Genomic DNA, 25,416 nt, shown 5'->3' with positions numbered 1-25,416 from the left:
GGTTTCTATTGAATGACTTTTATTGAACTAGACTTATTGAAAACCAGGATGACCTTTACCAGGATCGCTATCCCGTGCAGCTTGTGCATCTGCAACAGTTAAGCCCAAGGCTTTTGCCACGCCTTCACCATACGCTGGATCACATGCATAACAGTTACGGATATGACGATACTTAATAAAATCAAGTGCATCACCCATTGCACCCGCCGTATTATCAAACAGTGCTTGTTTTTGCGTATCATTCATTAAATTGAATAAAGCGCGTGGTTGGCTGAAATAATCCGAATCATCTTGGCGGAAATCCCAATAATCTGCATCACCACTGATTTTTAATGGTGGTTCTTTAAACTGAGCTTGTTCTTGCCATTGGCTGAAACTGTTCGGTTCATAGTGTGGTAAACCGCCATAGTTTGCATCGACACGGCCTTGACCATCACGGTGATTAGAGTGAACAGGGCAACGTGCAGCATTGACAGGAATTTGTTGATAATTCACGCCCAAACGGTAGCGTTGAGCATCGGCATAGTTAAATAATCGCGCTTGCAACATACGGTCAGGTGAAACACTAATACCTGGAACTAAATTGCTTGGTGCAAAAGCTGATTGTTCTACATCAAGGAAGAAGTTTTCAGGATTTTTATTCAGCTCAAACTCACCCACATCAATCAGTGGATAATCTGCATGAGGCCAAACTTTGGTAAGGTCAAATGGATGATAAGGGACTTTCTCTGCATCTGTTTCAGGCATGACTTGAATTTGAAGCTTCCACTTTGGGAAGTTACCATTTTCAATCGAATCAAATAAATCACGTTGATTACTTTCACGATCTTTAGCAACAACCGCTTCCGCTTCAGCATCGGTTAAATTTTCAATGCCTTGTTGGGTGCGGAAATGAAATTTGACCCAAAAACGTTCATTGTTTGCATTGATAAAGCTGTACGTATGACTACCAAAACCATGCATATGGCGGAAGCTTTTTGGAATACCACGATCAGACATCACAATCGTCACCTGATGCAAAGCTTCAGGTAATAACGTCCAAAAATCCCAGTTGTTGGTTGCACTACGTAGATTGGTTTTGGGGTCGCGTTTTACGGCTTTATTTAAATCTGGGAATTTACGCGGATCACGCATGAAAAAGACAGGAGTATTGTTTCCAACGAGATCCCAGTTACCTTCTTCGGTATAGAACTTGAGTGCAAAACCTCGAATATCACGTTCTGCATCTGCTGCACCACGTTCACCAGCTACAGTGGTGAAGCGTGCAAACATTTCCGTTTGTTTGCCAATTTGTGAGAATATTTTAGCGCGTGTGTACTGAGTAATATCGTGAGTTACGGTAAATGTACCAAAAGCACCTGAACCTTTTGCATGCATTCTGCGCTCAGGAATAACCTCGCGTACAAAGTTGGCCAGTTTCTCGTTTAACCATAAATCTTGTGCCAGTAGAGGACCACGTGCGCCTGCCGTTAAACTATTTTGGTTGTCTACAACAGGTGCACCAAAGGCCGTTGTCAGGTGGGTTACAGGACATTTTTTTGAGTCTTGGCTCATTCTATTTCTCCATTTTTAATTAATCATGTATTCATTTTTGAATAGATGGAATAGATAAAGAATATTCGCTATTACATGACATTAACCGTAATTGAAAAACCAATATAGTGCACAATTGTTAAATCTAATTGATCTAAAAATAAATGATTTGTCATTTATTTTTAGAAACAACTTACTGGCCTATATCTGCTTTAAAAAAATTGTTGATCAAGGAAGAGCAATCAACGTTTTAAAGCGATAACTTTACTTTAGAGTGATTTTTTATATTTGTAAAATTGATAAAAATATTGTTATTGATTTGTTTTGGCGATTAATGGGGCAGAGCTCTGCGTACTGATAGGTAAAATAATAATTCAGCTTTTATTTACAATAATAATGATGGTTTAAAATATAAAAAATAAAAAATCAACAGCTTGTGTTTTTTGGTGAAAATGGACTTGGATACAACCAACTTGTCTTCATCCATTTGAGAATATTTTGCAGAGCGAAAATTGATTGCATTCAATTTTAGAAAATCTGTTTTTTAATACATATAACGCTATTTATAATTTGAACCATATCCGCCTCCAAAACTTTCCAATCCTTAAACTCAGGTTCGATCAGCAATGTCTGCGAGACAACACCATAGCAAATTCTTTGTACATTTAGACTCATTTGTTTAAGTTTTTCATCATCCTGAATAAAAGGTTTCAGCATGTTTTGCCACATCTCTACCATCATGGCATAACTTTTTTGATACGTTTCAATACTGGAAACCTGTCGTTCTAATAAGAAAGACTGGGCCCATAAAAATTGTTGTGTTTGAATTTGCTCAAGTTGAAAATGAATAATTTGCTGTAAATAGCTTTGAAAATCTGATTTTGTGGATAAGTCATACACGCTTTGTGCATAACTTTTTAAGACTTCTGCATTGCTTTTTACATGTTGGTGAATGGTTAAAGCAATCAAATCTTCTTTTTTAGAAAAATACTCATAGAACGTCCCTAAACCCACACCAGCAAGATCAGTAATTTCACGAATGGTAATTTTATTGGCAGGATGTTCATGTAAAAGCCGAACAAAACTTTCCATCAACGCTTCTTGCGTGATACGTGCCCTTGATTGGCGGGGTTTACGACGCACATTGATTGCAGGTAAAGCCATAAAAATAATCCGAACATCCTTGAAGGTATTTTCTTCTATACTGAATGCAATTGGTAAAAACAACAAGACAGGAATTCAGGATGAACACAGCAGAGAATTGGCAAACACATGAAATCAGCAATCAGTTTGACGAACTGCAAAACTATAATTTATTGACTACAGATCAAGTCTTACAAGAAATTTTGCAACGTTATGGCAGTCAGGATCAGCAATGCCTAACTGAGTTTTCAAAGATTGCGGGTTCTACTGAATATTATGAATATGCCGATTTGGCCAATCGACATACTCCTGAGTTACATAGTTTTGATGCTCGTGGTCGCCGTAAAGATTTTCTAGAGTTTCATCCTGCATGGCATAAATGGATGCGGCTAAATCGACAATTTGACACACACGCATATCCATTTAATCATCCACAATCAAGTTCAAAATGGGTCGATTGGGCGGCTCGATTTTTCCTGAGTGGACAAGTCGAGTGTGGCAATCTATGCCCTAATTCTATGACGCTAGGTAGTATTCCCTTAATTCAAAATGAACCTGAGTTGTGGGCAAAAGTTGGTGAAAAGCTCTTATCGACTGAATACGATGAACGTGACATTCCGATTTCTCAGAAAAAATCAATTTGGTTAGGTATGGGGATGACGGAAAAGCAGGGCGGGTCAGATGTGCGCGCCAATGAAACACGGGCTGTTCCTGTAGCTGAGTCAGGACGTGGGCAAGCATATCTACTGACAGGACATAAATGGTTCTTTTCCGCACCAATGTGTGACGCACATTTAGTCGTAGCAAAAACTGAACAAGATGGATTGGCCTGCTTTTTTGTACCACGTTGGCTAGAAGATGGGACAAAAAATCCGGTTCAAGTACAACGACTCAAAGATAAAGTGGGTAATCGCAGTAATTCAAGCTCAGAAGTTGAATTTAAAAATGCTTGGGGCATTATGATCGGTGAAGCTGGGCGCGGGATTCCCACGATTATTGAAATGGCAAACTATACACGTTTGACCTGTTCAGTCGGTTCAAGTGCGATGTTACGTCAGGCTTTGGTGCAATGTATTGCCTATACCCGTCAGCGTAAAGCCTTTGGTAAACATTTGGCGGAACAACCGTTGATGCAAGCGGTATTGGCGGATTTAGCTTTGGAAACAGAAGCAGCCATGCAATTGAGTTTTCATCTTGCGCATTGCTATGAGAGTGATGATGAATTATCTCTGGCATGGAGACGAATCATGACACCAGCAGCAAAGTTCTGGGTGTGTAAGCGTGCCGTGGAGTTGACAGGTGAGATGATGGAAGTCTTCGGTGGCAATGGTTATGTCGATACAGGAATCATGGCACGTATTTTTAAAGAAGCCCCTGTAAACACCATTTGGGAAGGCTCTGGTAATGTGATGTGCTTGGATGTATTACGTGCAATTCAACGTGACCGTGAATCAATTGAAGTCTTATTTAAATCATTTGCACAAGTTGCATCTCAAGATCCAATTTTACAAGATGAATTACAATCTTTATTTAAATTATTTAATGGCTTACAAGCAGATGAATTGCAATTTATGGCACGTAGCTTAGTCAGTCGTTTGGTTATCTTGGCACAAGCTATTTTGCTGAAACAATATGCACCAGATTTTGTTGCGGATGCTTTTATTGCAACACGTTATAGTGCGTTTTATGGACGCGTGGTCGGAATGTTAGATGCACAAGCTGTGGATGTAAAACGTTTGTTAGATAGAGCTTTAGCTTAATCCCTTCGAAAACGCAAAAGCGGCATTATGTAAATAATGCCGCTTTTTTTTAAGCCACTTTTATCAAAGTTCAAGCTTGGGATGTGTAATCGAAATTACTTTTGTTTTTTAAGCTTTTTTTTGAGCTTTTTCAATTTACCTTCGTGTTTGGAGATTTTTTCCAAACGTGCTTTGATTTTCTGTTTTAAAGATTTAACTTGCTTAGACATCATGTTACTCCTTAGTTTGAGTATCCGTTGGCTGATGTTTTTTGATAAAACTACGGATAAATTTTCTTAACTCACGCGCTGCACTGGTATCCATCGTTTCACAAAGTTGTAAAAACTGGTCACGCTCAGCACTGTTAATGCGAATTAAGAGTTGCCCATCTTTTTTATTCACCTTTGTCTTTTTGGGTAATTCAGCCATGACGTATTTATCCCCAAAGGTGATAATCCAAAAAATGTATATATAATATATATGCATTTTTGGGTTTTGGCAAATTTATATTGTTGAAAATATTTAATATTTATGTTTTTTATTGAAATTTGTTGTAATTAAGTTTTTATTTCAGTAAATAAGTTGTTGTTATCGCAGTTTTTATCTTTTAATAAAAATTTGTTTATGAGCGGAAGAATCAACAGTAGATTACAAGCGGATGCTTTTATTAAAACACCTTATAGTATGTTTTATGGATGAGTTGCTGAAATGTTAGATATGCAAGCTGTGGATGTAAAACGATTGCTAGATAGAGTTTTACTGAGTACATCGTGTATGTAGTGAGTGAGCTATTTTTAAAAGAAAACCCATTTATTTATAATGAGTTTTCTTTGTTCATTGAACTCAGCATTTCACAGAATTAATTAGATTTAATCAGCTCAACTCTACGATTTAAAGCTTTACCGTCTTCAGTTGAATTATTCGCAATAGGGTGTGTATCTCCCAAGCCTTTGGCTGTTAAACGGCTTTGTTGAATTCCAGTATTATTGGTTAAAGCTTTAACAACAGCATTTGCACGTTGTTCTGAAAGCGTTTGATTATGTTTGGTATTACCTGAATTATCTGTATGACCATTAATACTCAATTTGAGTTCAGGGTTGTTTTTTAGCAGTTGAATGACTTGTTCAATTTGAGGTTGAGAGTCGGGCAAAATATTCGCTTGATCCGTGGCAAAGTTAACCTCAATATTGACTTTATTGTCCTTATCCAAAGCTGTTTTGAGTTGGCCTGAATTTAATGCTTTAGCTGTAATTTCAACAGGTTTAGTTTCTGCGACGAATAGGCCAGCATGTCCATTCCCTGCCTGTGTCAATTGGAACCAAATATTTTTATTGGCTTGACGTATCACAAAGGTCTGTGTCGGGTTATTAAAAATATCTCCCAATCCTGCAACATAATCGACTTGGAATTTTTGTGGGATATTTTCTAATTCTTGTTGAGGAATTTTACTCTGTGTAATTTGTTTGCCACCCAATTGCTGGATTACATTTTCCAAATTACGTTGCAATTCTAAAAAACTTCCTTCTTTATAATTTTCATTTTGTTGAATGGCTGCACTATATAATTGACCTTCAATATTTTCGATATGTTGACCTGTCCAAAATGGTATTTTCTCAAAATTTACGGTCGTTGCTTCGTGAAACTGATAACCATTTGGCAAAGAAATATATGGAAACTGACCAAGTGTAATATTTGAAATTGGAATCTTGGAGAGATCAAAAGTGTTCTCTGTAGATTCAGTTTTCGCAGTTTCAGATGGTACAGAACTCGCACTTGATTCAGTTGTTATGACTTCTGCTTTCTCAGGTTTACTACATGCGATTAAACCAAGTGTAGGAATAACCAATAATAGTAGAAAACTCGATAATTTCTTTTGATTGAACACATGATCCTCCAGTTCTAACTCATCACCCTATATTTTATTGAGCATATTTATATTCAAATTTCTTTAAATACTATAGATAACAATACTCATGAATTACATGAAGTTTTCAATCTGATTTGTAAAATTTTAATTAAATTAAAAATGATCTTTTGATGATTAAAATCAATTTGAGATAAGTCTGCAAATTTGCCTTGATGCAATAGTTAAAAAGAGTGCAATAGAAAATAGTCACAAACTTGATCAATACAAATACTTGTATTCTACACAAAAAAGCGTAATATCAGATTCCCACTGATCAAGTGGTATACAGCAAAATAGGTAAAGAAAATGGCAAAGAAAAAAGCAATGCCAGAGGTTGTGATTCACAACTTTGTGGCCAAACACATGCATGAAGTCAACAAAAGCCAAGTGTTTGTAGATCGTAAAAAGAATGCAAAACGGGGTTATGATAAACACAAAAAAGGTCGATATTCTGATGATTATCGGCCTTTTTTGTGGACTGCAATTTTTGCTTAAATAATTATAAAAATCTAATAAAAATAAATAATTAAATATTGACCAAACGATTCGATTTCACCATATCGGCCAAACCATGATGCTTAAAGTAATACTCCATCCAGCTCTTGACCATGAGTGGGTTATTCATCGCTATTACTTCTTCTAATAACTTTTGTGCATCTGTCATTGATACATGACAAATCGCTTTACGCACACGCAAAATATTACTTGAACTCATCGACAAGGTATTGAATCCCATTGCCATAAGTAAAATGGCTGAGAGTGGGTCACCCGCCATTTCTCCACAAATACTGATTGGTTTTTCATACTTATGACATTCTTGAACCAACCGTGTTAAAGCACGGAGTACAGAAGGATGGAAGTGTGAATAAACACTAGATACGCGTGGATTATTACGATCAACTGCCAATAAATATTGTATTAAGTCATTTGAACCGACTGAGAAGAAATCGACCAATTCAGCAAATTCACCAATTTGTAAAAGTACACTCGGTACTTCAACCATAATGCCGATTTTAGGTTTGGCAAATTTAACTTGTTCTTCTTCCTGAACTGCAATCCAGTCACGTTCCAGTAAGTAAAGTGCTTCTTCTACTTCACTGACACTGGTAACCATTGGCAATAAAATATGCAGATTGTTTAAGCCGATACTGGCTTTTAACATTGCTCGGATTTGTGAGGAAAAGATTTCAGGGTGATCAAGGGTAAAACGAATGCCACGCCATCCCAACGCTGAATTTTCTTCTTCAATTTGGAAATATGGTAGGTCTTTATCCGCACCAATATCAAGTGTACGCATCACCACAGGTTTGTTGGCAAAGTGACTGAGCTGTTGACGATAGATCGCACGCTGTTCTTCTTCGCCTGGGAAACGTTCACGCAGCATAAATGGAATTTCAGAACGATAAAGCCCTACACCTTTTGCACCACGTTGAACTCCGCGTACCACATCAATCATGAGACCGGTATTTACATACAGCTTTACTGCAACACCATCAGGGGTAATGGCATCTTTGGTTTCATATTGCTTTAAATCTTTGGCAATTTGTTCTTCTTCTTTTTGGATCTCTTTATAACGTGTACGTAAACGACGTGGTGGATTGACAAAAACCCGACCTTGATAAGCATCGACAATCATTTCGACATCATCAAGCGTATTTACCGGCAGTTCAGTAACACCCACGACAGTTGGAATACCAAGCGCGCGCGCGACAATCACCATGTGTGAGTTGGCAGCGCCTTCAGAGGTCACAATCGCAGCAATTTTATCTACAGGGAGCTCAACCAAAGCAGCCGTACTGATCTCATCCCCAATTAAAATACTTTCAGAGGTGATCTCTTTATGACTAGTATCGCCTTCTTGTAACGCAGCTAGGATTCGGCGTCCAAGGTCTTTTAAATCAGATACACGTTCACGTAAATAGTCATCTTCCATTTGCGCAAAAAGCGCAACATGGCGTTCAATCACATTTTTAACTGCACCTTGCGCCCAGCTTCCATCTCGAATAATTTCTTTAATTTCAGCAGGTAAGGCATTTTCATCCAACATACGTAAGAACACGCTAAATAAAGCACGTTCCTCCGCCATGAGCGAATCTTGCATCTTGTCATCAAGCGATTGAATTTCATTGCGTACAGACGCAATGGCTTGGTCTAAAAGCTTAAGTTCTTCACTGATATCATCGGCATCACGGTCTGGTACCGAAGCTAAATCTGCCGGAGGGTAAAGGATGATGGCACGGCCAAGTGCAATACCGCCTGCACCAGATGAACCTTGGAAGGTCTTGTAGTTAGATGAATTGCTGGGTTTTCGGAAAACATCAATATTACCCACTGCATGTGCATGGGCAATTACCCCAGAGAGTTGCGCACATAAGGTCACCAGAAATGATTCTGCTGCCTCGCTAAAATCTTGAGGTTCGGTGTTCTGAACCACCATCACGCCCATCACTTTGCGGCGATACATGACTGGAACACCAAGGAACGAGTTATAGATCTCTTCCCCTGTTTCGGGGAAGTAGGCAAACCGTTCGTGTTTAAACGCATTGTCTAAGTTGACAATCTCTTCACGTTGTCCCACTAAACCAACCAAACCCTCGCCAAGTTGTAAGGAAACTGTCCCTACAGATTCTTGATTTAAGCCTTTGGTTGCCATGAGTACATAACGCTGGTTACGTTCATCTAAAAGGTAAATAGAGCAAACATCAACATGCATGGCTTCGGAAACTTGATTGACCATGATTTCCAAGGAATCATGCAAACTGACTGACGCATTGATCTCTTGTACAATACGTCTTAATGTGTCCAGTTGCATGTTCGACATGGATGTATGCTCCTAATTTAAGCTATGTTTTAAAGCGACTTCATCAGTATTATTTATAACAGTACTACCTTGAAAAATCATTCATATTTTGAAGAAATTTCAGCTGTATATTTCGGCATTCGCATACATAACTCCATCATCGCTTTACGATATACATCTCGTTTAAAATTCACCACTTGTCCAAGCGGATACCAGTAACTAACCCATTGCCATTGATCAAACTCCGGCGGGTCAGAGAGATTCAACTGAATATGTTTCGTTGAAGCTGTGAGTTTCAGTAAAAACCATTTTTGCTTTTGTCCAATACAAATCGGATCGGAATCCGAGCGAATGTATCGAAGCGGCAAACGATAATGCAACCAGTCATCTGTCTGGGCAATAATTTGGACATGTTCGGGTAGGAGCCCAACTTCTTCTCGTAGTTCTCTAAATAGAGCTTGCTCAGGAGTCTCTCCAAACTGGATACCTCCTTGAGGAAATTGCCAAGCATTGTGTCCAATGCGTTTTGCCCATAAAACTTGTCCAATATCGTTTGCCAAAATGATCCCGACGTTGGGTCGGAAACCTTCTGAGTCGATCATTTGGCTACCTAAAATTTGTTAATTTCATTTGACTTTATATATGGGGACATACACTCTTTTGTCCAACTCGATAAAGTCAAAGTAATAATGTTTTAAAATTGCTATGATCTTAACGAATTTCTATCGACTAGCGGTGATAGATTTACAATTTTTTTCTTAAATTTCAGTTTAAACGAGTATTTTCATGGAATTGGCGCTGTTTGACTTAGATCACACCTTATTAAATACAGATTCTGACCATTCTTGGGGAGAGTTCTTAGTCAATGAAGGCTTGGTCGATCCAGTCCGACATCGTGTGATGAATGATCAGTTTTATGAAGATTATAAAGCAGGCAAGCTTGATCCAATTGCTTATAATGAATTTGTCTTTGAGTTTCTTACTCAACACGATAATACTTATTTAACTGAGTTACATCAGTTGTTTATGCAAAAAGTGATCCGCCCACAAATGCGTCCAGCTGGTTTTGCCGCGATTCAAAAACATAAAGATTTAGGACATGCGTTGGTTGGTATTACGGCAACCTCAGATTTTATTACAGCACCTATTTTCCGTGAATTTGGTATCAGCGAAATTATTGCGACCAATGCTGAAATAAAAGATGGGAGATACACAGGGAAAGTGATTAATGTCCCATGTTACCAAAAAGGTAAATTGGCACGTTTAGATCAATGGCTCGATGGACGTACTGTCACTGAATCATGGGCTTATTCAGATTCTATTAATGATCGTTTTTTATTGGAATATGCTGATCATGCGATTGCAGTAAATCCTGATGATCGTCTTGAGCACTTCGCCAAAGAACAGGGGTGGGATATCCAAGATTGGTCGATTTGAGATAGATTCATTATTGTGATTTAAAGTAGTGTTGATCACTTTTTTTTATAGGTTCATGGTTTTGTTAAAAATGCTAAGTTTTGTAAAAATTTTTATAAATGAAGATTTTGTACTTCATTTTCATTATAAAAATGCTATGTTGATTTGAGCACTTTTAAAACTGACGGAGATTATATAATGAGCCAGACACGTCCAAGAATGACCAATTTATTTGAACAACTCGGTTTGGATTCTAGCGAAGAGGCGATTCAAAGTTTTATTGCAAATCACCAGTTGGATGCAGATACATTAATTACAGAAGCATCTTATTGGAGTGAGGGACAACGTCAGTTTCTTGCTGAAAAAATTAAATCTGATGGTGAATGGGCATTAGTGGTTGATCAGTTAAACGAGTCTCTACATGAGGACTCAGTAAAGTAAAAAATTGTGCAATGAAGATTTTATAAGGGAATAATTAGTAAGATCATTCCTGTGTAATATGTAAATCCCTTATCTTGAGTCACAAGATAAGGGGTTTTTATTGCAGGGATTATTTCATCATCTCAATCAATTCCTGTACAGCTCTAGATTGTGTACGCCCAGGATGCCAAACCATACCCAATTGGCGGTTCATTTCGAAACGAATATCAAGTTGTTGTAAGTCTTGATTTAATAAGGTTTTAGGTAAAACAGACCAGCCTAAACCAATTGAAACCAACATACGAATAGATTCAAGTGGATTATTGCTCATGGTGATTTTCGGCTTTAAACCTTTCTTTTCAAATTCTGCCAATGTGATTTGGCTGGTATAAGTCTGTGCTGCTGGCAATAAGCTTGGGTATTCAATCAGATCTTCAAGCTTAAGATTCTTTTTTTGTGCCAAAGGATGGAAGGGTGCAACCACGAAAACTAAAGGGTCATTCCAAATCGTGATATAACGCAAACGCTCATCACCTTGTGGCGGAAGGGTTAAAAATGCCAGTTCTAAATCCCCAGCGAGCACTTGTTCATGTGCTTGCTCAGAGTCCACAAAATGTACATCTAGTTTAACTTCAGGAAAGTGCTGTACGTATTTTTTTAAATGTTGTGGTAAATGGTGTAAGCCAATATGGTGACTGGTGCCAATCTTGAGTTTTCCTCTAACTTCGCCTTGCTCATGACTTAAGGTATGGTGAATATCTCCCAACTCATTTAACCAGTTTTTTACTTTAGGTAATAATGAATGCGCTGCATGTGTGGCTTGGACTCCACGACCTGCGGACTCAAAAAGTTTGACGCCGAAATATTTTTCTAAGCTATGTATGCGTTTGGTGACAGCTGGCTGAGTAATAAACAGATGTTCTGCTGCCATAGAAATAGAACCAGTTTCCATAACTTTGACAAAAGCTTCAAAAGCAGCGAGATTCATAATATTTTCATCCATAAAGAATTTTTATGCGTAATTCATTATTTAGAAACTTTAAGAATTAATCAAAGTAATTTTCAATTTTTTTTATTTTGTACAAAGTGATTGCTTCCATTCACGCGTTGGAAAAATTTTAATACAACTTTTTGCTATACAATTTGAGCAAAGCTCATTTATAGTCTGCGGATAAAAACAACAAAAGGAAAGCTATTTGAATCAATCATCAAACACCGCCATTCACTATTTTCAACATTATACTAGATATACTTTCTCTAAAACTTGGCTTCAATTTTTTATCACGATACTCATATTTTCTGGTTTGGGTTTAATTTGTGTATATTTTTTTAATATCTATTTCCCCATCATTATCGTCGCTATTCTCAGCATAATTTGGTTGAAGCTTCGGTTAAATCGCTTAAGAAAAATGAGAGATTTGGTGAGTTTTAAAATCCCAAATAATATTTGGCTTGCTTTTAAACAAAGACATCCGAATATTCGACAATCTTACTATCCCTTGATTGAAGAAGGTTTTAAAGACTGTTTGGCAATTCATTTGTGGCGTAGAGGAGCATATGCAATGCCTTCGCATTCAGTGGACGCGTTATGGCATATATTAATTGAAGAATTTGATGAGTTTTATCAGTCGATGACTCAACGTTTTTTAGGCTATAAACTGATTCATAAACCACATGCTTTACAAGTAACAGAATCACAGCGAGCTGCTCAAAGACAGCAATTGCTCAATACTTGGCATGGGGCATGTGCTTTACATGGATTGAATCCACAAAACACGCAGGTCTTACCTCGAATTTTTCAGGTTGATGCCCATGTTCGATGGGAGCGGGGTTTAATTTTTAGCTTACCGTTTATGATGACAATGTATAGCCAAATGATGAGTTCAACTTCAGATTTTCCACAGGCTTCTGCAACATCGTCATGTTCTTCGAGCTCTTGTTCAAGTTCATCCAGTGATTCGAGCCATTCACATAGTACAAGTTCTGATTCATCTTCCTCTTGTAGTAGTTGTAGCAGCTGTGGAGGAGGCGGTGGTGATTAACACCTCCAGCCCCAGCAAAACATATAATCTAGATTTTGATTTCAGTACTTTGAGCGGCTTTTTGGTCTCGTTTATTCCAAGCCTTTTCATGGAAAAAGAATGCAAATGCTTGTACGGTTGGTTCAAGTAAGCTTAATGTCACAGCCATCCAAAAATTACCAGTCACCGCATAAGCAACCAGCATTGCTACTGTGATATGCATGATGTAATAGCTTAAGGTTTTTTTGAAAACACGTTGATTGCTTTGTAGGAAATTTTGGATACTCGCCATGAGAATCACCACTTATTAATTCAATAGTTAAATAATAATCATTATCAATTGTAATGTAAAAAGGTTTTTTTGATTAATGTTGATTGGATTTGTGAATGGAAATAAAGTGAAGTGTGGTTAGAATTCTATAGTTACTAGAATAAAGAGAATTTATATGGCTTTGGTAAGCTTTCGCTTAGAGCAAATTTCAGGAAAAATTCACAATATTCAGATTTCTAATACAAAAATAATGCGCTGGAATATTTATATGAATGCTTATAAGTCTGGCACACCTGAGTTTGAAGTTCAGTATTTTCAAGCACAAATAGATGATTTAAAAGTCAGTGGCTGCTTTACAGACCTAGTCTTTAAAGAAAATGAAGATATTGAAGTAATTTTTTGTTTTGATGTAAAAAGGCAGTTTTGTAAGCTTTTGGCTTTGAAAACAAGCAATAATATTCTGCATATCGATCCTCATCTGCATTCTTTTGCCCAGTTATTCGATTTTAAAGATTTTTTGGAGAAATGGTTTATTCCAATAGTACTGATGCTTGTGGGAGGAAATATTCTAATGAATTTATGGTTAGACATTGAGATTCAGCTATGGGATATGTTGCTTTTCAGTTGTTTCATTTTAGCCATAGTCTATTTTTTAAATCCTTTGAAAATGAATAAAGACAGCTATTACAGAAACTTATCAAGAAAAATGTGGCAAATGCCAATGTTCCAAGAGTTATCAGCTCAACAGGTCAGCCAAACAAAATATTTTTATAAAATGAAAGAGTATATTATTGATTTAAATAAGTTTTCTTAAGGTCTAAATATTATTTTAATATGAGAATTTTGAAAAATAATATTAATTTTCAACTTCTTAAAGAAGATGTGTGATTTGTATTTTTGAATACAGCTTATCATTTAAGACAAATTAGCTTATTAAAAGATGCTATGAAAATTCAGTTAATAAATTCCAAAAAGTTTTTAAATTAATAAAAATGATAAATTAGATTTATGTAAAAACGTGGTTATAATTGAGTGAATGAAAGAATTACCCAGTCCAGTGGAGCATTTCGACATGGCAGGCGAAAACCAAAAAGCAAAAACAGAATCAGTAAAAACTTTGTATGACAAATTGTGGGATGACCATCTTGTAACACAACGTGATGATGGCTCAGCATTACTTTATATCGACCGCCATTTATTGCATGAAGTGACTTCTCCACAAGCATTCGAAGGCTTACAACTTGCTGGGCGTAAACCTTGGCGTTTAAGTGCTAACGTTGCAACACCTGACCATAATGTTCCGACATCAAGCAAAGAGCGTTCAGAAGGGATTGCTGGGATTGAAGATGATACTTCTCGTATCCAAGTTCAGACCTTAGATGATAACTGTAAAACCTTTAATGTGGTGCAGTTTGATATTAACGATGTGCGTCAAGGTATTGCACATGTTGTTGGGCCAGAACAAGGTTTAACTTTACCGGGTATGACGGTGGTATGTGGTGACTCGCATACAGCGACACATGGCGCATTCGGTTGTTTGGCACACGGGATCGGAACATCGGAAGTTGAACATGTATTGGCAACACAATGCTTAGTACAGAAGAAAATGAAAAACATGTTGGTGCGTGTTGACGGAATATTAGGTCAAGGCGTCACTCCAAAAGACGTGGTTTTAGCAATTATTGGTAAAATCGGCACTGCTGGCGGTACAGGGCATGCAATTGAATTTGGAGGTCAGGTATTCCGTGATATGTCGATTGAAGGACGTATGACAGTTTGCAATATGGCAATCGAAGGCGGCGCGCGTGTGGGTATGGTTGCAGTAGATGATAAAACGATTGAGTACGTTAAAGATCGTCCTTATGCACCGACAGGCCAGCAGTGGGATGCAGCAGTTGCTTATTGGAATACTTTACATTCTGATGAGGATGCATACTTTGATACGATCGTCGTTTTAAATGGTGAAGAAATAGAACCGCAAGTGTCTTGGGGGACTTCTCCTGAGATGGTGATTCCTGTATCTCAAGCTGTTCCAACGTTGGAGCAGGCTAAAGATGATGTACAGCGTAATGATTGGACACGTGCTTATCAATATATGGGCTTAAATGCGGGTCAGGCGTTGGCTGATATTCAATTAGACCGAGTATTCATTGGTTCTTGTACCAACTCACGTATTGAAGATATTCGTGCTGCTGCAGAAGTGGCGAAAGGTAAAAAAGTAGCGTCAAGTATTAAACAGGCGATGGTTGTTCCTGGCTCTGGTTTAGTGAAACAACAAGCAGAAGCGGAAGGTTTAGATAAAATCTTGATCGAAGCTGGTTTTGAGTGGCGTGAGCCAGGTTGTTCAATGTGTTTGGCGATGAATGCTGACAAGTTACAACCAGGTGAACATTGTGCTTCAACTTCAAATCGTAACTTCGAAGGCCGCCAAGGCAATGGTGGACGTACTCACCTTGTGAGTCCAGCAATGGCAGCTGCGGCAGCAATTGCAGGTCACTTTGTTGATGTACGTTCATTCTAATCAGGCTTAAGGAGCAAAGATATGAAAGCTTATACCGTTGAACAGGGTATTGTTGCACCTTTAGACCGTGCCAATGTAGATACCGACTTAATCATTCCAAAACAGTTTTTAAAATCAATTAAACGCACTGGTTTTGGGGATAACTTATTTGATGAATTACGTTATTTAGATGAAGGTTATCCGGGGCAAGACAATTCTAAACGTCCGAAGAATCCTGATTTTATTTTGAATCAGCCACGTTACCAAGCGGCATCTGTATTAATTTCTCGTGCCAATTTTGGTTGCGGTTCAAGTCGTGAACATGCGCCTTGGGCATTGGAAGAGTATGGTTTTCGTACAGTGATTGCACCAAGCTACGCGGATATCTTTTTCAATAACAGTTTTAAAAATGGTATGTTGCCAGTGATTTTGCCTGAACATGTTGTTGATCAATTATTTAAAGAATGTACTGCTCAGGAAGGCTATCAATTAACCATTGATTTAGAAGCTCAAGAAGTTCGTACTCCAAGTGGTGAAGCTTTTAAATTTGAAGTCGATCCATTCCGTAAACACTGTTTATTGAATGGCTTGGATGATATTGGTTTGACTTTACAGGCTGCGGATGAAATTCGTGCTTATGAAGAAAAAACTAAACAATCACGCCCTTGGGTATTTGCTGAAATTCAAGGTTAATTTTCAGCGAACATTTTACACATAGCGTGAATGCCTAACTCTTGCTAACATGCGAGTATAACAAAATGAATGTTAACTCAGTGAAGTGAGGGTTGGGGTTGAGCAATGACTAAGTTTTTGAGTTGCAGTGTTTTAATAGGTTTAATAAGCCTTATGCTTAGTGCATGTCAATCTACTCAAATGGTTGATTTAATGCGTATCAAGCAAGCTGAAAATAAACATGTCAGCCAAAATTCAGTTTCTGTCTATTGTTCAGGTGCAGAACATTGTGAATTTGCGCGCTTAAATGATGTGATTATCATGGATGAACGTGCACAACGTGCCAATCGTAGTGCCATTCAAAAGGGTTATCTCAAATTAACGGGTGAGCCTTTAGATCAAAATGGTGTTTATTTAACGATTCCACCTCAGCAATATGAGATGGTGATTCGATTCTATCCAATCACTAAACAGCATGCTGAAATTTTCCATGTTATTCATGATTTTAAAGCAAATCAAAAATACACATTTAAGATGTATCGCTTAAGGTCACAGGGTTCAGGAAGTTTGCTGAATGTTTCTTCACCGACGCCACTATGTGTCGATATGATTCAAGAAAAACGGACAATTCGCCGTTTTTGTCGTCCACATAATGCGGTGACTGGCGTGAGCGAATTTGTTGAACAGAAGATTTAATCTCACATCAGTATAGATACTGAAAAATAAATGGAACTACAAATGTCTAAACAAATTTTGATTTTGGCAGGTGATGGTATCGGTCCTGAGATCGTTGCTGCTGCTGAAAAAGTACTGACACGTGTCAATGATAAATTTAATTTAGGTTTAACATGGGAACAAGGTTTGTTAGGGGGGGCAGCAATTGATGCACATGGCGAACCTTACCCAGCAGTGACAGCGGAACAAGCGAAAAAAGCAGATGCAATTTTACTAGGTGCTGTAGGCGGTCCAAAATGGGATAACATTGAACGTTCAATTCGTCCAGAACGTGGTTTATTGAAAATTCGTAGTGAATTAAATCTATTTGCTAACTTACGCCCTGCAATCCTTTATCCGCAATTGGCGGATGCGTCTAGTCTTAAACCTGAAATTGTTTCTGGATTAGATATCCTTATTGTTCGCGAGCTGACGGGGGGCATCTACTTTGGTCAACCACGTGGTATTCGTGAACTCGAAAATGGTGAGAAGCAAGGTTATAACACTGATGTTTATTCAGAGTCTGAAATTAAACGTATCGCAAAAGTTGCTTTTGAAATGGCAAATTTACGTGGCGGTAAAGTCTGTTCAGTGGATAAAGCCAATGTACTTGAAGTAACTGAGCTTTGGAAGCAGACAGTGACTGCACTCAAAGAACAGCAATATCCAAATATTCAACTTTCACATATGTATGTTGACAATGCAGCAATGCAATTGGTCCGTGCGCCAAAACAATTCGATGTGATCGTGACTGGGAACTTGTTCGGTGACATTCTTTCCGATGAAGCAGCAATGCTAACTGGCTCTATTGGTATGCTTCCATCTGCCTCTTTAGATGAGAATGGCAAAGGTATGTATGAGCCTTGTCATGGCTCTGCTCCTGACATTGCAGGCCAAAACGTTGCCAATCCACTTGCAACCATTCTTTCTGTGGCAATGATGCTACGCTACACCTTTCGTGAAGAAGTGGCTGCACAAGCCATTGAGGATGCTGTAGGGCAAGTTTTAGACCAAGGCTTGCGTACTGGTGATATTATGTCTGATGGTATGCGTAAAGTGGGTACGGCTGAAATGGGTGAGGCTGTCGTTGCAGTGATTGCTTAAGCACTTGTTTTAGATACTTGCTAATAAAAAACACAGCTTAAGCTGTGTTTTTTATTTTAAATTTTAGCTTCTGATAAGTTTTGATAAAAGTCTAACCATATTCTCACCATTATACCGATAGGTATTAGATTCGCTTTAAAATAGCTAACAGGCTCGACCTAAATACTCAACAGATTCAGCAACACCATCTTTTAATTTAAAAGTAACTTTACAATTGAAATTAATGTCATAGCTTGGCGTGCCCATAGTATCATAACGAATCACTGGCATACCCATCCCATTTGACCCTACAGTCGCATTGCCTCCTGCCATGGGGATATTGATTGGTCTAAGGATGGTATAGCTTAACGCGTTATTAGTGGTTTGGATTTTATCGCTTACCTGATAACCCATCGCCTTAAAGTTTAAATTGCTTTGAATCTCAGCACTGCTTTTACCAATGAATTGTTGTAAATATTCATCTAAATTTGCAGGTCGAGTGTTTAAGCTGTTACATCCAACAAGTGCAATAGAGGCGAACAAAAACATGCATACATATATTTTCATAAGCTTCACCTGATCCATAGTTAACTTAATTTAGAAATGATCTCTATTCAGTATAATAAATATACACGCATATGTATGTAGATCGGTTGCAGGGCAAACCAAGTCGTATAAATTTTACCAAATAGAGTCAAACAGACAGAACTGATGAAGCTGTGAAAAGATCAGTTGTATTAAAAATTTAGAACAAATTAGTGCTATCAACTTTGAAGTAAATGGATTACAAGTGATAAATAGGTATATGAAACAGATTTTAATGTGTCAGATATATAATTGCTAGACGACTAAAAAGCGTAAGCAGGAGGGTAAATTTTGTGGATAATGAAAAAGCCACCTAAAAGTGGCTTTTGCTTACACTAAAACTTAGCGTGCACGATATGTAATACGACCTTTAGTTAAGTCATATGGTGTCATTTCAACTTTTACATTATCGCCTGTTAAAATACGAATATAGTGTTTACGCATTTTACCAGAAATGTGAGCAATCACTTCGTGACCGTTTTCTAAACGCACACGGAACATAGTATTAGGAAGCGTTTCGGTGACAACGCCTTCGAACTCGATAAGTTCCTCTTTATTGGCCATAGCCTACCTGATGATCAAATTGGAAAGGCGCAAATTATAGGCAATTTTTTACAGAAAGACAAGAATATTCGGCATTACAAGGCGGTAGATGACTTGAAAATAAGCGAACATATTGTTAAACAATTTCTACAAAAAAAAGCGGATAAATATTGTCAGTTTGGTCAATCGACTGTAATCTAAATTAAATGTTTTAAGTATAAATGAATAACATACAAGGAAGGGCACTGCGTGAGTCAGCTAACTGATGCTTCGGTTGTTTTACGATTAGGCTATCAAGCGATCCGTCGTGCAGGATTGCCGACAGAAGAAATATTATCAAAGGCTGGGGTAGCATTGGGTCAGGTCGACCAAAATGCTCGAACACCATTGAATGCACAATTTGCATTTTGGGTCGCTGCGGAGGAAGTCAGTAATGATCCAGATATTGGTTTACACCTCGGAGAGCACTTGCCACTGTATCGTGGGCAAGTGATCGAACACCTGTTTATTTCAAGTGAAAACTTTGGCGAAGGTTTAAAGCGAGCTTTGGCTTATCAACGTTTAATTAGCGATGCATTTCATGCCAAATTGATCATTGATGATGACGGGCGTTGTTATTTAACCAATGGTGAACAGCCTTGGGGTGAGAACATCGTCAATCGTCATTTTTCAGAATGTGCTATTTCAGGGATTTTACGCTTCTTTAAATTTATCACTGAAGGACGATTTGAACCGATTTACATCGATTTTAATTTTGCCAATGGCGCTTCTGATGGTGAGTATTATCGTGTTTATGGTTGTCCTGTCAGTTTAGGACAAAAAGAGACACGTCTTTATTTTGATCCTTCCATTTTAGAATATCCATTGTGGCAAGCGGAGCCTGAGTTATTGCAATTGCATGAACAACTTGCAATTGAAAAACTGCAAGAGCTTGCACGTTATGATTTGGTGGGTGAAGTACGCCGTGCGATAGGTTCAACCTTGGAAAGTGGTGAAACAACCCTTGAAACTGTTGCTGCACAACTCAGCATTACCCCACGTCGTTTACGTACACAGCTTTCGGAAGCCAATACCAGTTTTCAGCAAATTCTTTCTGATTATCGTTGTCGCTTAGCCAAGAAACTGTTGGCCAATACCACTGAAAGTGTTGAGCGTATTGTTTATTTGACTGGATTCTCTGAGCCAAGTACTTTTTACCGTGCATTTAAACGCTGGACCAATGAAACGCCTGTGGAATATAGAAAGCGTAAGCAGCGTTAAATCGTATGCTTGTGGGAAACGAACTGAACAGTTTTAATATAAAAAATCCTTCTATTGAGAAGGATTTTTTATATGCAGCCCCAAAAAATTATTCAGGCATATTTAACCAATGTGGCCCTAAAGGCATTTTAGGCAATTCAAATTGTTCAGGGTAATCTGCATGAATAAAATAAAGCCCATCTGGTGGTGCGGTGATTCCTGCCGCTTTACGATCTTGTGCCGCAAAAATTTCATCAATATGATCCACTTCATATAGACCTTGACCGATTTCAAGTAAGCAACCCATGATGTTACGTACCATATGGTGTAGGAAGCCATCTGCTTGAATATCCAATACTAGATAGTTGCCATGACGAATTAAGCGACAATGTTTGACATGACGTACAGGCTGATTGGACTGACATGCAGCAGCGCGGAAGCTTTCAAAATTATGCGTGCCTTGAAATTTTTGCGCCGCTTCAATCATTTTATCCACATCGAGTGGATAATAGGCATGTGTTACTTGTTTATGTAATAAGGCAGGGCGGTTTGCCGATTGATAGACCACATAACGATAACGACGAGCCTTTGCCTTAAAGCGTGCATGGAAATCGTTATCCATTTCTTTAATCCATTGGATTGAAATGTCTTTGGGCAATTGACTATTTGAACCCATTAACCAACCACGTATAGGCCGAATCGCATTGGTGTCGAAGTGGGCCACCATATTGGTCGCATGGACACCCGCATCAGTACGACCCGCACCATGTAAAATAATAGGCTCGTCGGCAATTTTACTGAGCACCTTTTCCATGGTTTCCTGAATACTACGTACGCCAGGCTGTTGAGTTTGCCAACCTTTATATCGCATGCCACAAAACTCAATACCAATTGCAAAACGTTGCATAAATACCTCTATTCAGGATGATCATACCAATGGTCATGCCATTGTTCCGAAGAGGGGTATTGTAAATAAATTTTAACAATTTTGGCATAAAGATCTGCTTGGCTCAGTGCATCACTGACTAAAATTTTTGAATCTTTGATCCAATGGCTAATCGCATAGCGCTGATCCATGCCGCCTAGAGGGACTTGAGTGGATAAAATGACTTGACAGCCATTTTCCTGCAAGCTTTTAATTTTTTGGATAATGCTCGCATTTACGGCTAAATTACCTACCCCATAAGCTTGAATGATCAGAAAATGCGGAGCATGTTTGGAGAAAATTTCCAGATTACGTTCAAACTGTAATATTTCAGTCGGCACCATCATCCAATTGACGATATTCAGCGATTTGGCTTTTTCGAGATGTGAAAGTTGTACCTGAAGGATGGAATGATCTACCGCTATTTGTTGTTCTGCTTTGAGTCCTTTAAACGCATCTAAAGCAGTGCTATGGGCTTTTAATGTGGTTCTGGCATGAATCACTTGATGGTAGAAAGCCAAATACACGCCTACAGGAAGTCGAGTGACGGCATCCAGTGCAGTATTTAAATTATCCAGCGCATCGGTGAATTCTCGAGTATTGTCCCCTTGAATATTGAGCAGTGGATATTGGCTTCCAGTAAGGACGACATGACAGGACTCAGCTAAAAAGCGTGATAAGGTCGCCGCAGCATAACTGAGCGTATCTGTGCCATGAATAATGACAAAGTGTTGGAAATTTTGGAGTTGTAGGCTTTGTATTTGTTGAATCAGCATAAGCCAGTCAATGGCTGTACATGCACTACTGTCTTTGATACTGGGTGCCTTGAAGCATTCAATTTTAAACTGAGGTGCTAAGACCTTTTTGAGTTGTGGAATAAACTCAGCATCAGGCATCGGTGCTAAAGGCTCCCCAATACAGCCAAAAGTTCCACCCATGTAAATTAAAGCAATTTTTTTGTTCATAATAAAAAAGCAGCCATTCATGACTGCTTTATCTTAAGACGAATAGATTTAAGAAGCTATTTGATTGAGTAAATTTTGTGATTGTTGGCGTTGTTCAGCGGTATACGCTGCTTCATTTTGTGAGAGTAGCTCACGAACGGAAGCATATGCACCCAAATTTAGATATTGTTGAGCAAGGTCTAAATTTAATTGAACTTCATTCACTTGAGCCAGCTCAGGGAATGAATTGAGTAATGGGTCGTTTGCATCTATGGCCAGACTGGTTTCAGCTTCACTAGGCGTTTCAAGGCTAAGTGTTGCTGTGCTATGCACTTGCTCAACTGTTTCAGGTTTCGGATCTAGATCAAAATTAAAAGTGGGCTGTGTCTCTGGTTCAGTAGGCGTGAGTTTAAATTCAAAATCACGTACTGGTGTGCTTTCTTCAGTAGCTACTGGCGTAATCGATTCAGCAAAATCAAGTTTGAATTCTGGTGCGATTTCAACTTCTGCCGCTTTTTCAACTGGAACTGCTGTAGGTTCATTTGCTGTAAACGTGAATTCTAATGGTTTGACAGCTTCAGTTTTGACTTCTGGGGCAGGTGGTGCTGTTTCGAAAGAAAACTCAGTTGTTGGTGTTGTTTCTTTTTGAGAAGCCGGATCTAAATTAAATTCTAAAGGCTCAACGGGTTCTTGAGTTGTATCAATTTTCTGTTCAGTGACAGTTGAGTGGTTAAATTCTAGCGCATCGACATGGGTAAGATTTTGAGTTTCAGATACTGTTGGTTGTGAAATCGTTTCTGTATTTCCAATCAAGGCATCAAAGGCAGCTGTATTTTTGATTTCAGGTACTACAGGGCTTGAAGGCTCAAAAGCTATGGATTCAATCGGATGATCCGCTTGATTGGCTTTTTGTCGTTCTTCTGCTTGAATGACGATTTCGTCTAAGCCCAATGAACGAATATGATTAATCAATTGGTTCACTGCAAATTCATCTTTTTGTGCAAGATGTACATCTAAAAGATAAAGATAAAGTTCATGTTGAGCATTGTCTTGGTTTAAAACTTGATTGATCTTTGCTTCAGCAGAGAAATAGTTTTTCTCTTCAATTAGTCTTTCAATATTCTTTTTTAATTCGGGGCTTAATGGTTTTGTTGCTTGTTTAACAACAACTTCATTTTCAACAACAGTCGTATGTTGTTTCTGTGAGGTACGTGCGGTACGCGCTACATTTTTTTTCGATGTCTTTTTATGATTACTTTTTTTGTTATTGGTGCTGGTATTTTCTTTATTGGCATCTTCTCGTTTTTTTAAAACGATGGCCACGACCAAAAGTAGAACAAATGGAATCACATACAACAACATTTTATTTCCCCTTCATTGAGCACAATGAATCAATATTTTTGAATATCCTAACTATTTGGTTTCTTTGCATTCTGCTGTTTTAATTGCTGTTGCAATTGGGCAAGCTGAGCATTTAATAATTGAATTCGCTGATTCTTTTGTTGTAAACCTGCTGCAAGTTGGTTCACATTCTTCTGTAATTTAACCGTTTTTTCACGAGATGTCATAACTTTTGTAGATAATTCAGTAGTGGTCTGATTCAACTGTGTATTTTGCTTTCCTTGACTCTGAACAGCGGGTTGTTCATTATCTGCGACTAAACTCATTTCTGCTTGATCTAAGCGATATTTGGCAGAACCCGATTGCTTTTTGGCAATTTCAGGTCCAGCCGTTGCAACTTTATTTTTGCTTTGTGGTATTTGACGATAGCTTGCTGCAAGATTGAGCGCAGCACCACGACGAATACGGTTTACATCACCTTGAATAAAGGCATTGGCATTATTTGCTTTAATTTGTCGCATGACTTCTGGAACGCTTTGATTGGTTTCTGCTGCAATCCGCGATGCAATTTTCCACAGTGACTCATTGGCCTGAACAATATGCTTAGGTTGTTTATCTAATGCTTTATTGGCCTTTTCTTGTTTGAGCGCTTTTTGTGACTCTGCTTTCGATTTCTCTACGTGAGATTCATTCGGTTTTGCTTGCTTGGTCTCAGCTTTGGAATCTTTTGGCTTTTGTGATTCTGCTTTTTGCTCGTCTAATTTGGCGGGTGGGGTCTGAGCTTTTGCAGATGGCACTGGTGCTTTTTCGGCTGGAGGTTGAGGCGCTTGCTGTACAGTTACCGCCGTTGTTTGTGGCATATTCTGAGCACTGCTTTGATGATTGCTTTGACGAAGGTTTGGAGTATTGGTTGTAGCCGCAGGCGGTGTGTTTGTTGCAACTGTGGTTGGTTTTTGTTCTGTTTTGAGTGCTGGTGGTGCAATCACATTAATCGCCAAAGTACCAGCTGAATCCGTTGTCATCGTTGCTTTGGTTGCTATAGCTGGTGGAGTTAAGACTTCTGGTGTTGTCACGTGGTATTGCGTACTGGTTGGTAAATTTAATGCAATATCCTTTTCGCTGACGATGATTTGAGGTGTCAGAGGCTTTTCTTTGACTAAAGCATTGCTCATTGGAGCAGGAATGTTGCTACGCCCACGGGTCAATGGGGCTTTGACTTGCTGAATATGGGTCGCACTCCCTTCTTTGACTTTTAATAATATATTTAATTCAGATTCAACAATCGGGCGAGATGAGGTAATCACAATCACCCCAGTGCCATCTCCAGAACGACGAGTATAAAAATTTAAATGTCCAGGTGCTTGCGTTGAAATACCAATATTTTGAATATCATCTGCATCGGCTAATCCGACTTCTATTTTTTCATTTGAATTTGCATTACTAAACTTCATTTCAGCATAAAGCAGATCACCAGACCCTGATTGAACTTGGATCGGGTCTATTGTAATCGCACTCACCGCTTGCGACGTCATGATGGCTAAAATGGCAATTTTTAATTTGTTATATACAGTCATCTCTATCCATTGTTCTGACAAAGTTCAAGGCATCCCCATAATACAAT

At 38.4% G+C, this 25,416-nt stretch carries 25 protein-coding genes; 11 read left to right on the top strand and 14 right to left on the bottom strand.

Annotation, left to right across the window (positions count from 1 at the left end; genetic code table 11):
- Window positions 1-33: 33 nt before the first annotated feature.
- Window positions 34-1,554, bottom strand: a complete 1,521-nt coding sequence (locus ACG9ZL_RS02400) for a catalase (protein ID WP_004718136.1) — start codon at window positions 1,552-1,554, stop codon at window positions 34-36.
- 507 nt (window positions 1,555-2,061) lie between these two features.
- Entirely contained in the window at window positions 2,062-2,697 is a 636-nt protein-coding gene (locus tag ACG9ZL_RS02395) for a TetR/AcrR family transcriptional regulator (RefSeq protein ID WP_336952211.1), read from the bottom strand.
- An 80-nt stretch (window positions 2,698-2,777) separates the two neighbouring features.
- Between ACG9ZL_RS02395 and ACG9ZL_RS02390 the strand changes: the two genes are divergently transcribed.
- Window positions 2,778-4,436 carry an acyl-CoA dehydrogenase family protein gene (locus ACG9ZL_RS02390; protein ID WP_419358935.1) on the top strand — a complete coding sequence of 553 codons (1,659 nt, stop codon included), beginning with the start codon at window positions 2,778-2,780 and terminating at the stop codon, window positions 4,434-4,436.
- A 213-nt stretch (window positions 4,437-4,649) separates the two neighbouring features.
- On the opposite strand, the gene ACG9ZL_RS02385 is transcribed toward ACG9ZL_RS02390, so the two are convergent.
- Window positions 4,650-4,844 (bottom strand): hypothetical protein, encoded by a 195-nt coding sequence (locus tag ACG9ZL_RS02385; protein ID WP_004718119.1) that lies wholly within the window; start codon window positions 4,842-4,844, stop codon window positions 4,650-4,652.
- Between the two features lie 430 nt (window positions 4,845-5,274).
- Window positions 5,275-6,300 (bottom strand): OmpA family protein, encoded by a 1,026-nt coding sequence (locus ACG9ZL_RS02380; protein WP_336952208.1) that lies wholly within the window; start codon window positions 6,298-6,300, stop codon window positions 5,275-5,277.
- A gap of 327 nt (window positions 6,301-6,627) precedes the next feature.
- On the opposite strand from ACG9ZL_RS02380, the gene ACG9ZL_RS02375 reads away from it, so the two are divergent.
- Window positions 6,628-6,816, top strand: coding sequence for a DUF7230 family protein (locus ACG9ZL_RS02375; protein WP_004718115.1), 189 nt, complete (start codon window positions 6,628-6,630; stop codon window positions 6,814-6,816).
- Between the two features lie 31 nt (window positions 6,817-6,847).
- Here ACG9ZL_RS02375 and ptsP read toward each other — a convergent pair whose 3' ends face one another.
- Entirely contained in the window at window positions 6,848-9,142 is a 2,295-nt protein-coding gene (ptsP, locus tag ACG9ZL_RS02370) for a phosphoenolpyruvate--protein phosphotransferase (RefSeq protein ID WP_336952206.1), read from the bottom strand.
- 77 nt (window positions 9,143-9,219) lie between these two features.
- Window positions 9,220-9,723, bottom strand: coding sequence for an RNA pyrophosphohydrolase (locus ACG9ZL_RS02365; protein ID WP_336952205.1), 504 nt, complete (start codon window positions 9,721-9,723; stop codon window positions 9,220-9,222).
- 184 nt (window positions 9,724-9,907) lie between these two features.
- Here ACG9ZL_RS02365 and ACG9ZL_RS02360 point away from each other — a divergent pair, with 184 nt between their 5' ends.
- Together ACG9ZL_RS02360 and ACG9ZL_RS02355 are read left to right on the top strand one after the other, a co-directional pair.
- Window positions 9,908-10,558, top strand: coding sequence for an HAD family hydrolase (locus ACG9ZL_RS02360; RefSeq protein WP_419327047.1), 651 nt, complete (start codon window positions 9,908-9,910; stop codon window positions 10,556-10,558).
- Between the two features lie 177 nt (window positions 10,559-10,735).
- Window positions 10,736-10,978: a DUF2789 domain-containing protein gene (locus tag ACG9ZL_RS02355; protein WP_336952204.1), complete on the top strand. Its 243-nt coding sequence runs from the start codon at window positions 10,736-10,738 to the stop codon at window positions 10,976-10,978.
- Window positions 10,979-11,087: 109 nt separating this feature from the next.
- Here ACG9ZL_RS02355 and ACG9ZL_RS02350 read toward each other — a convergent pair whose 3' ends face one another.
- Window positions 11,088-11,945: a LysR family transcriptional regulator gene (locus ACG9ZL_RS02350; protein ID WP_419358933.1), complete on the bottom strand. Its 858-nt coding sequence runs from the start codon at window positions 11,943-11,945 to the stop codon at window positions 11,088-11,090.
- A 433-nt stretch (window positions 11,946-12,378) separates the two neighbouring features.
- Here ACG9ZL_RS02350 and ACG9ZL_RS02345 point away from each other — a divergent pair, with 433 nt between their 5' ends.
- Window positions 12,379-12,999 carry a UCP032817 domain-containing protein gene (locus ACG9ZL_RS02345; protein ID WP_419358932.1) on the top strand — a complete coding sequence of 207 codons (621 nt, stop codon included), beginning with the start codon at window positions 12,379-12,381 and terminating at the stop codon, window positions 12,997-12,999.
- A gap of 28 nt (window positions 13,000-13,027) precedes the next feature.
- Here ACG9ZL_RS02345 and ACG9ZL_RS02340 read toward each other — a convergent pair whose 3' ends face one another.
- Entirely contained in the window at window positions 13,028-13,276 is a 249-nt protein-coding gene (locus ACG9ZL_RS02340; protein ID WP_171066891.1) for a DUF2061 domain-containing protein, read from the bottom strand.
- A gap of 148 nt (window positions 13,277-13,424) precedes the next feature.
- On the opposite strand from ACG9ZL_RS02340, the gene ACG9ZL_RS02335 reads away from it, so the two are divergent.
- The 5 genes from ACG9ZL_RS02335 to leuB all read left to right on the top strand — a co-directional run bounded on the left by ACG9ZL_RS02335 (window position 13,425) and on the right by leuB (window position 18,239).
- Window positions 13,425-14,063, top strand: coding sequence for a hypothetical protein (locus tag ACG9ZL_RS02335; protein WP_419358930.1), 639 nt, complete (start codon window positions 13,425-13,427; stop codon window positions 14,061-14,063).
- Window positions 14,064-14,321: 258 nt separating this feature from the next.
- The gene (gene leuC / locus ACG9ZL_RS02330; protein WP_419359055.1) at window positions 14,322-15,770 is read left to right on the top strand and encodes a 3-isopropylmalate dehydratase large subunit; all 1,449 of its coding nucleotides are present in this window, start codon (window positions 14,322-14,324) and stop codon (window positions 15,768-15,770) included.
- A gap of 21 nt (window positions 15,771-15,791) precedes the next feature.
- Window positions 15,792-16,442: a 3-isopropylmalate dehydratase small subunit gene (gene leuD / locus ACG9ZL_RS02325; protein WP_419358929.1), complete on the top strand. Its 651-nt coding sequence runs from the start codon at window positions 15,792-15,794 to the stop codon at window positions 16,440-16,442.
- A 105-nt stretch (window positions 16,443-16,547) separates the two neighbouring features.
- Window positions 16,548-17,117, top strand: coding sequence for a hypothetical protein (locus tag ACG9ZL_RS02320; RefSeq protein ID WP_336952200.1), 570 nt, complete (start codon window positions 16,548-16,550; stop codon window positions 17,115-17,117).
- Window positions 17,118-17,159: 42 nt separating this feature from the next.
- A complete protein-coding gene (leuB, locus tag ACG9ZL_RS02315; protein ID WP_419358927.1) occupies window positions 17,160-18,239 on the top strand; it encodes a 3-isopropylmalate dehydrogenase in 1,080 nt (359 codons plus the stop codon).
- Between the two features lie 144 nt (window positions 18,240-18,383).
- Here the strand turns inward: leuB and ACG9ZL_RS02310 are convergent, their stop codons facing one another.
- Both ACG9ZL_RS02310 and infA read right to left on the bottom strand, forming a co-directional pair.
- Window positions 18,384-18,785: a hypothetical protein gene (locus tag ACG9ZL_RS02310; RefSeq protein WP_419327050.1), complete on the bottom strand. Its 402-nt coding sequence runs from the start codon at window positions 18,783-18,785 to the stop codon at window positions 18,384-18,386.
- A gap of 360 nt (window positions 18,786-19,145) precedes the next feature.
- On the bottom strand, window positions 19,146-19,367 hold the full coding sequence (infA, locus tag ACG9ZL_RS02305; protein ID WP_004718087.1) for a translation initiation factor IF-1: 222 nt from the start codon (window positions 19,365-19,367) through the stop codon (window positions 19,146-19,148).
- A gap of 228 nt (window positions 19,368-19,595) precedes the next feature.
- Between infA and ACG9ZL_RS02300 the strand changes: the two genes are divergently transcribed.
- On the top strand, window positions 19,596-20,606 hold the full coding sequence (locus ACG9ZL_RS02300) for an AraC family transcriptional regulator (RefSeq protein WP_004718084.1): 1,011 nt from the start codon (window positions 19,596-19,598) through the stop codon (window positions 20,604-20,606).
- Between the two features lie 88 nt (window positions 20,607-20,694).
- Here ACG9ZL_RS02300 and truA read toward each other — a convergent pair whose 3' ends face one another.
- The 4 genes from truA to ACG9ZL_RS02280 are packed head-to-tail and all read right to left on the bottom strand — an operon-like array spanning window position 20,695 to window position 25,369.
- Window positions 20,695-21,492, bottom strand: a complete 798-nt coding sequence (truA, locus tag ACG9ZL_RS02295; protein WP_105713977.1) for a tRNA pseudouridine(38-40) synthase TruA — start codon at window positions 21,490-21,492, stop codon at window positions 20,695-20,697.
- Window positions 21,493-21,500: 8 nt separating this feature from the next.
- The gene (locus ACG9ZL_RS02290; protein ID WP_419358925.1) at window positions 21,501-22,475 is read right to left on the bottom strand and encodes an asparaginase domain-containing protein; all 975 of its coding nucleotides are present in this window, start codon (window positions 22,473-22,475) and stop codon (window positions 21,501-21,503) included.
- 48 nt (window positions 22,476-22,523) lie between these two features.
- Window positions 22,524-23,816, bottom strand: coding sequence for a T4P machinery localization factor FimV (gene fimV / locus ACG9ZL_RS02285; RefSeq protein WP_419358923.1), 1,293 nt, complete (start codon window positions 23,814-23,816; stop codon window positions 22,524-22,526).
- A gap of 47 nt (window positions 23,817-23,863) precedes the next feature.
- Window positions 23,864-25,369 (bottom strand): FimV/HubP-related protein, encoded by a 1,506-nt coding sequence (locus ACG9ZL_RS02280; RefSeq protein WP_419358922.1) that lies wholly within the window; start codon window positions 25,367-25,369, stop codon window positions 23,864-23,866.
- Between the last annotated feature and the right edge of the window lie 47 nt (window positions 25,370-25,416).

This window comes from Acinetobacter legionensis, assembly GCF_048551735.1.
Classification (GTDB): Bacteria; Pseudomonadota; Gammaproteobacteria; order Pseudomonadales; family Moraxellaceae; genus Acinetobacter.
Note: the sequence above shows the minus strand (reverse complement) of the source record. Positions and strands in the feature narration are given on the sequence as shown.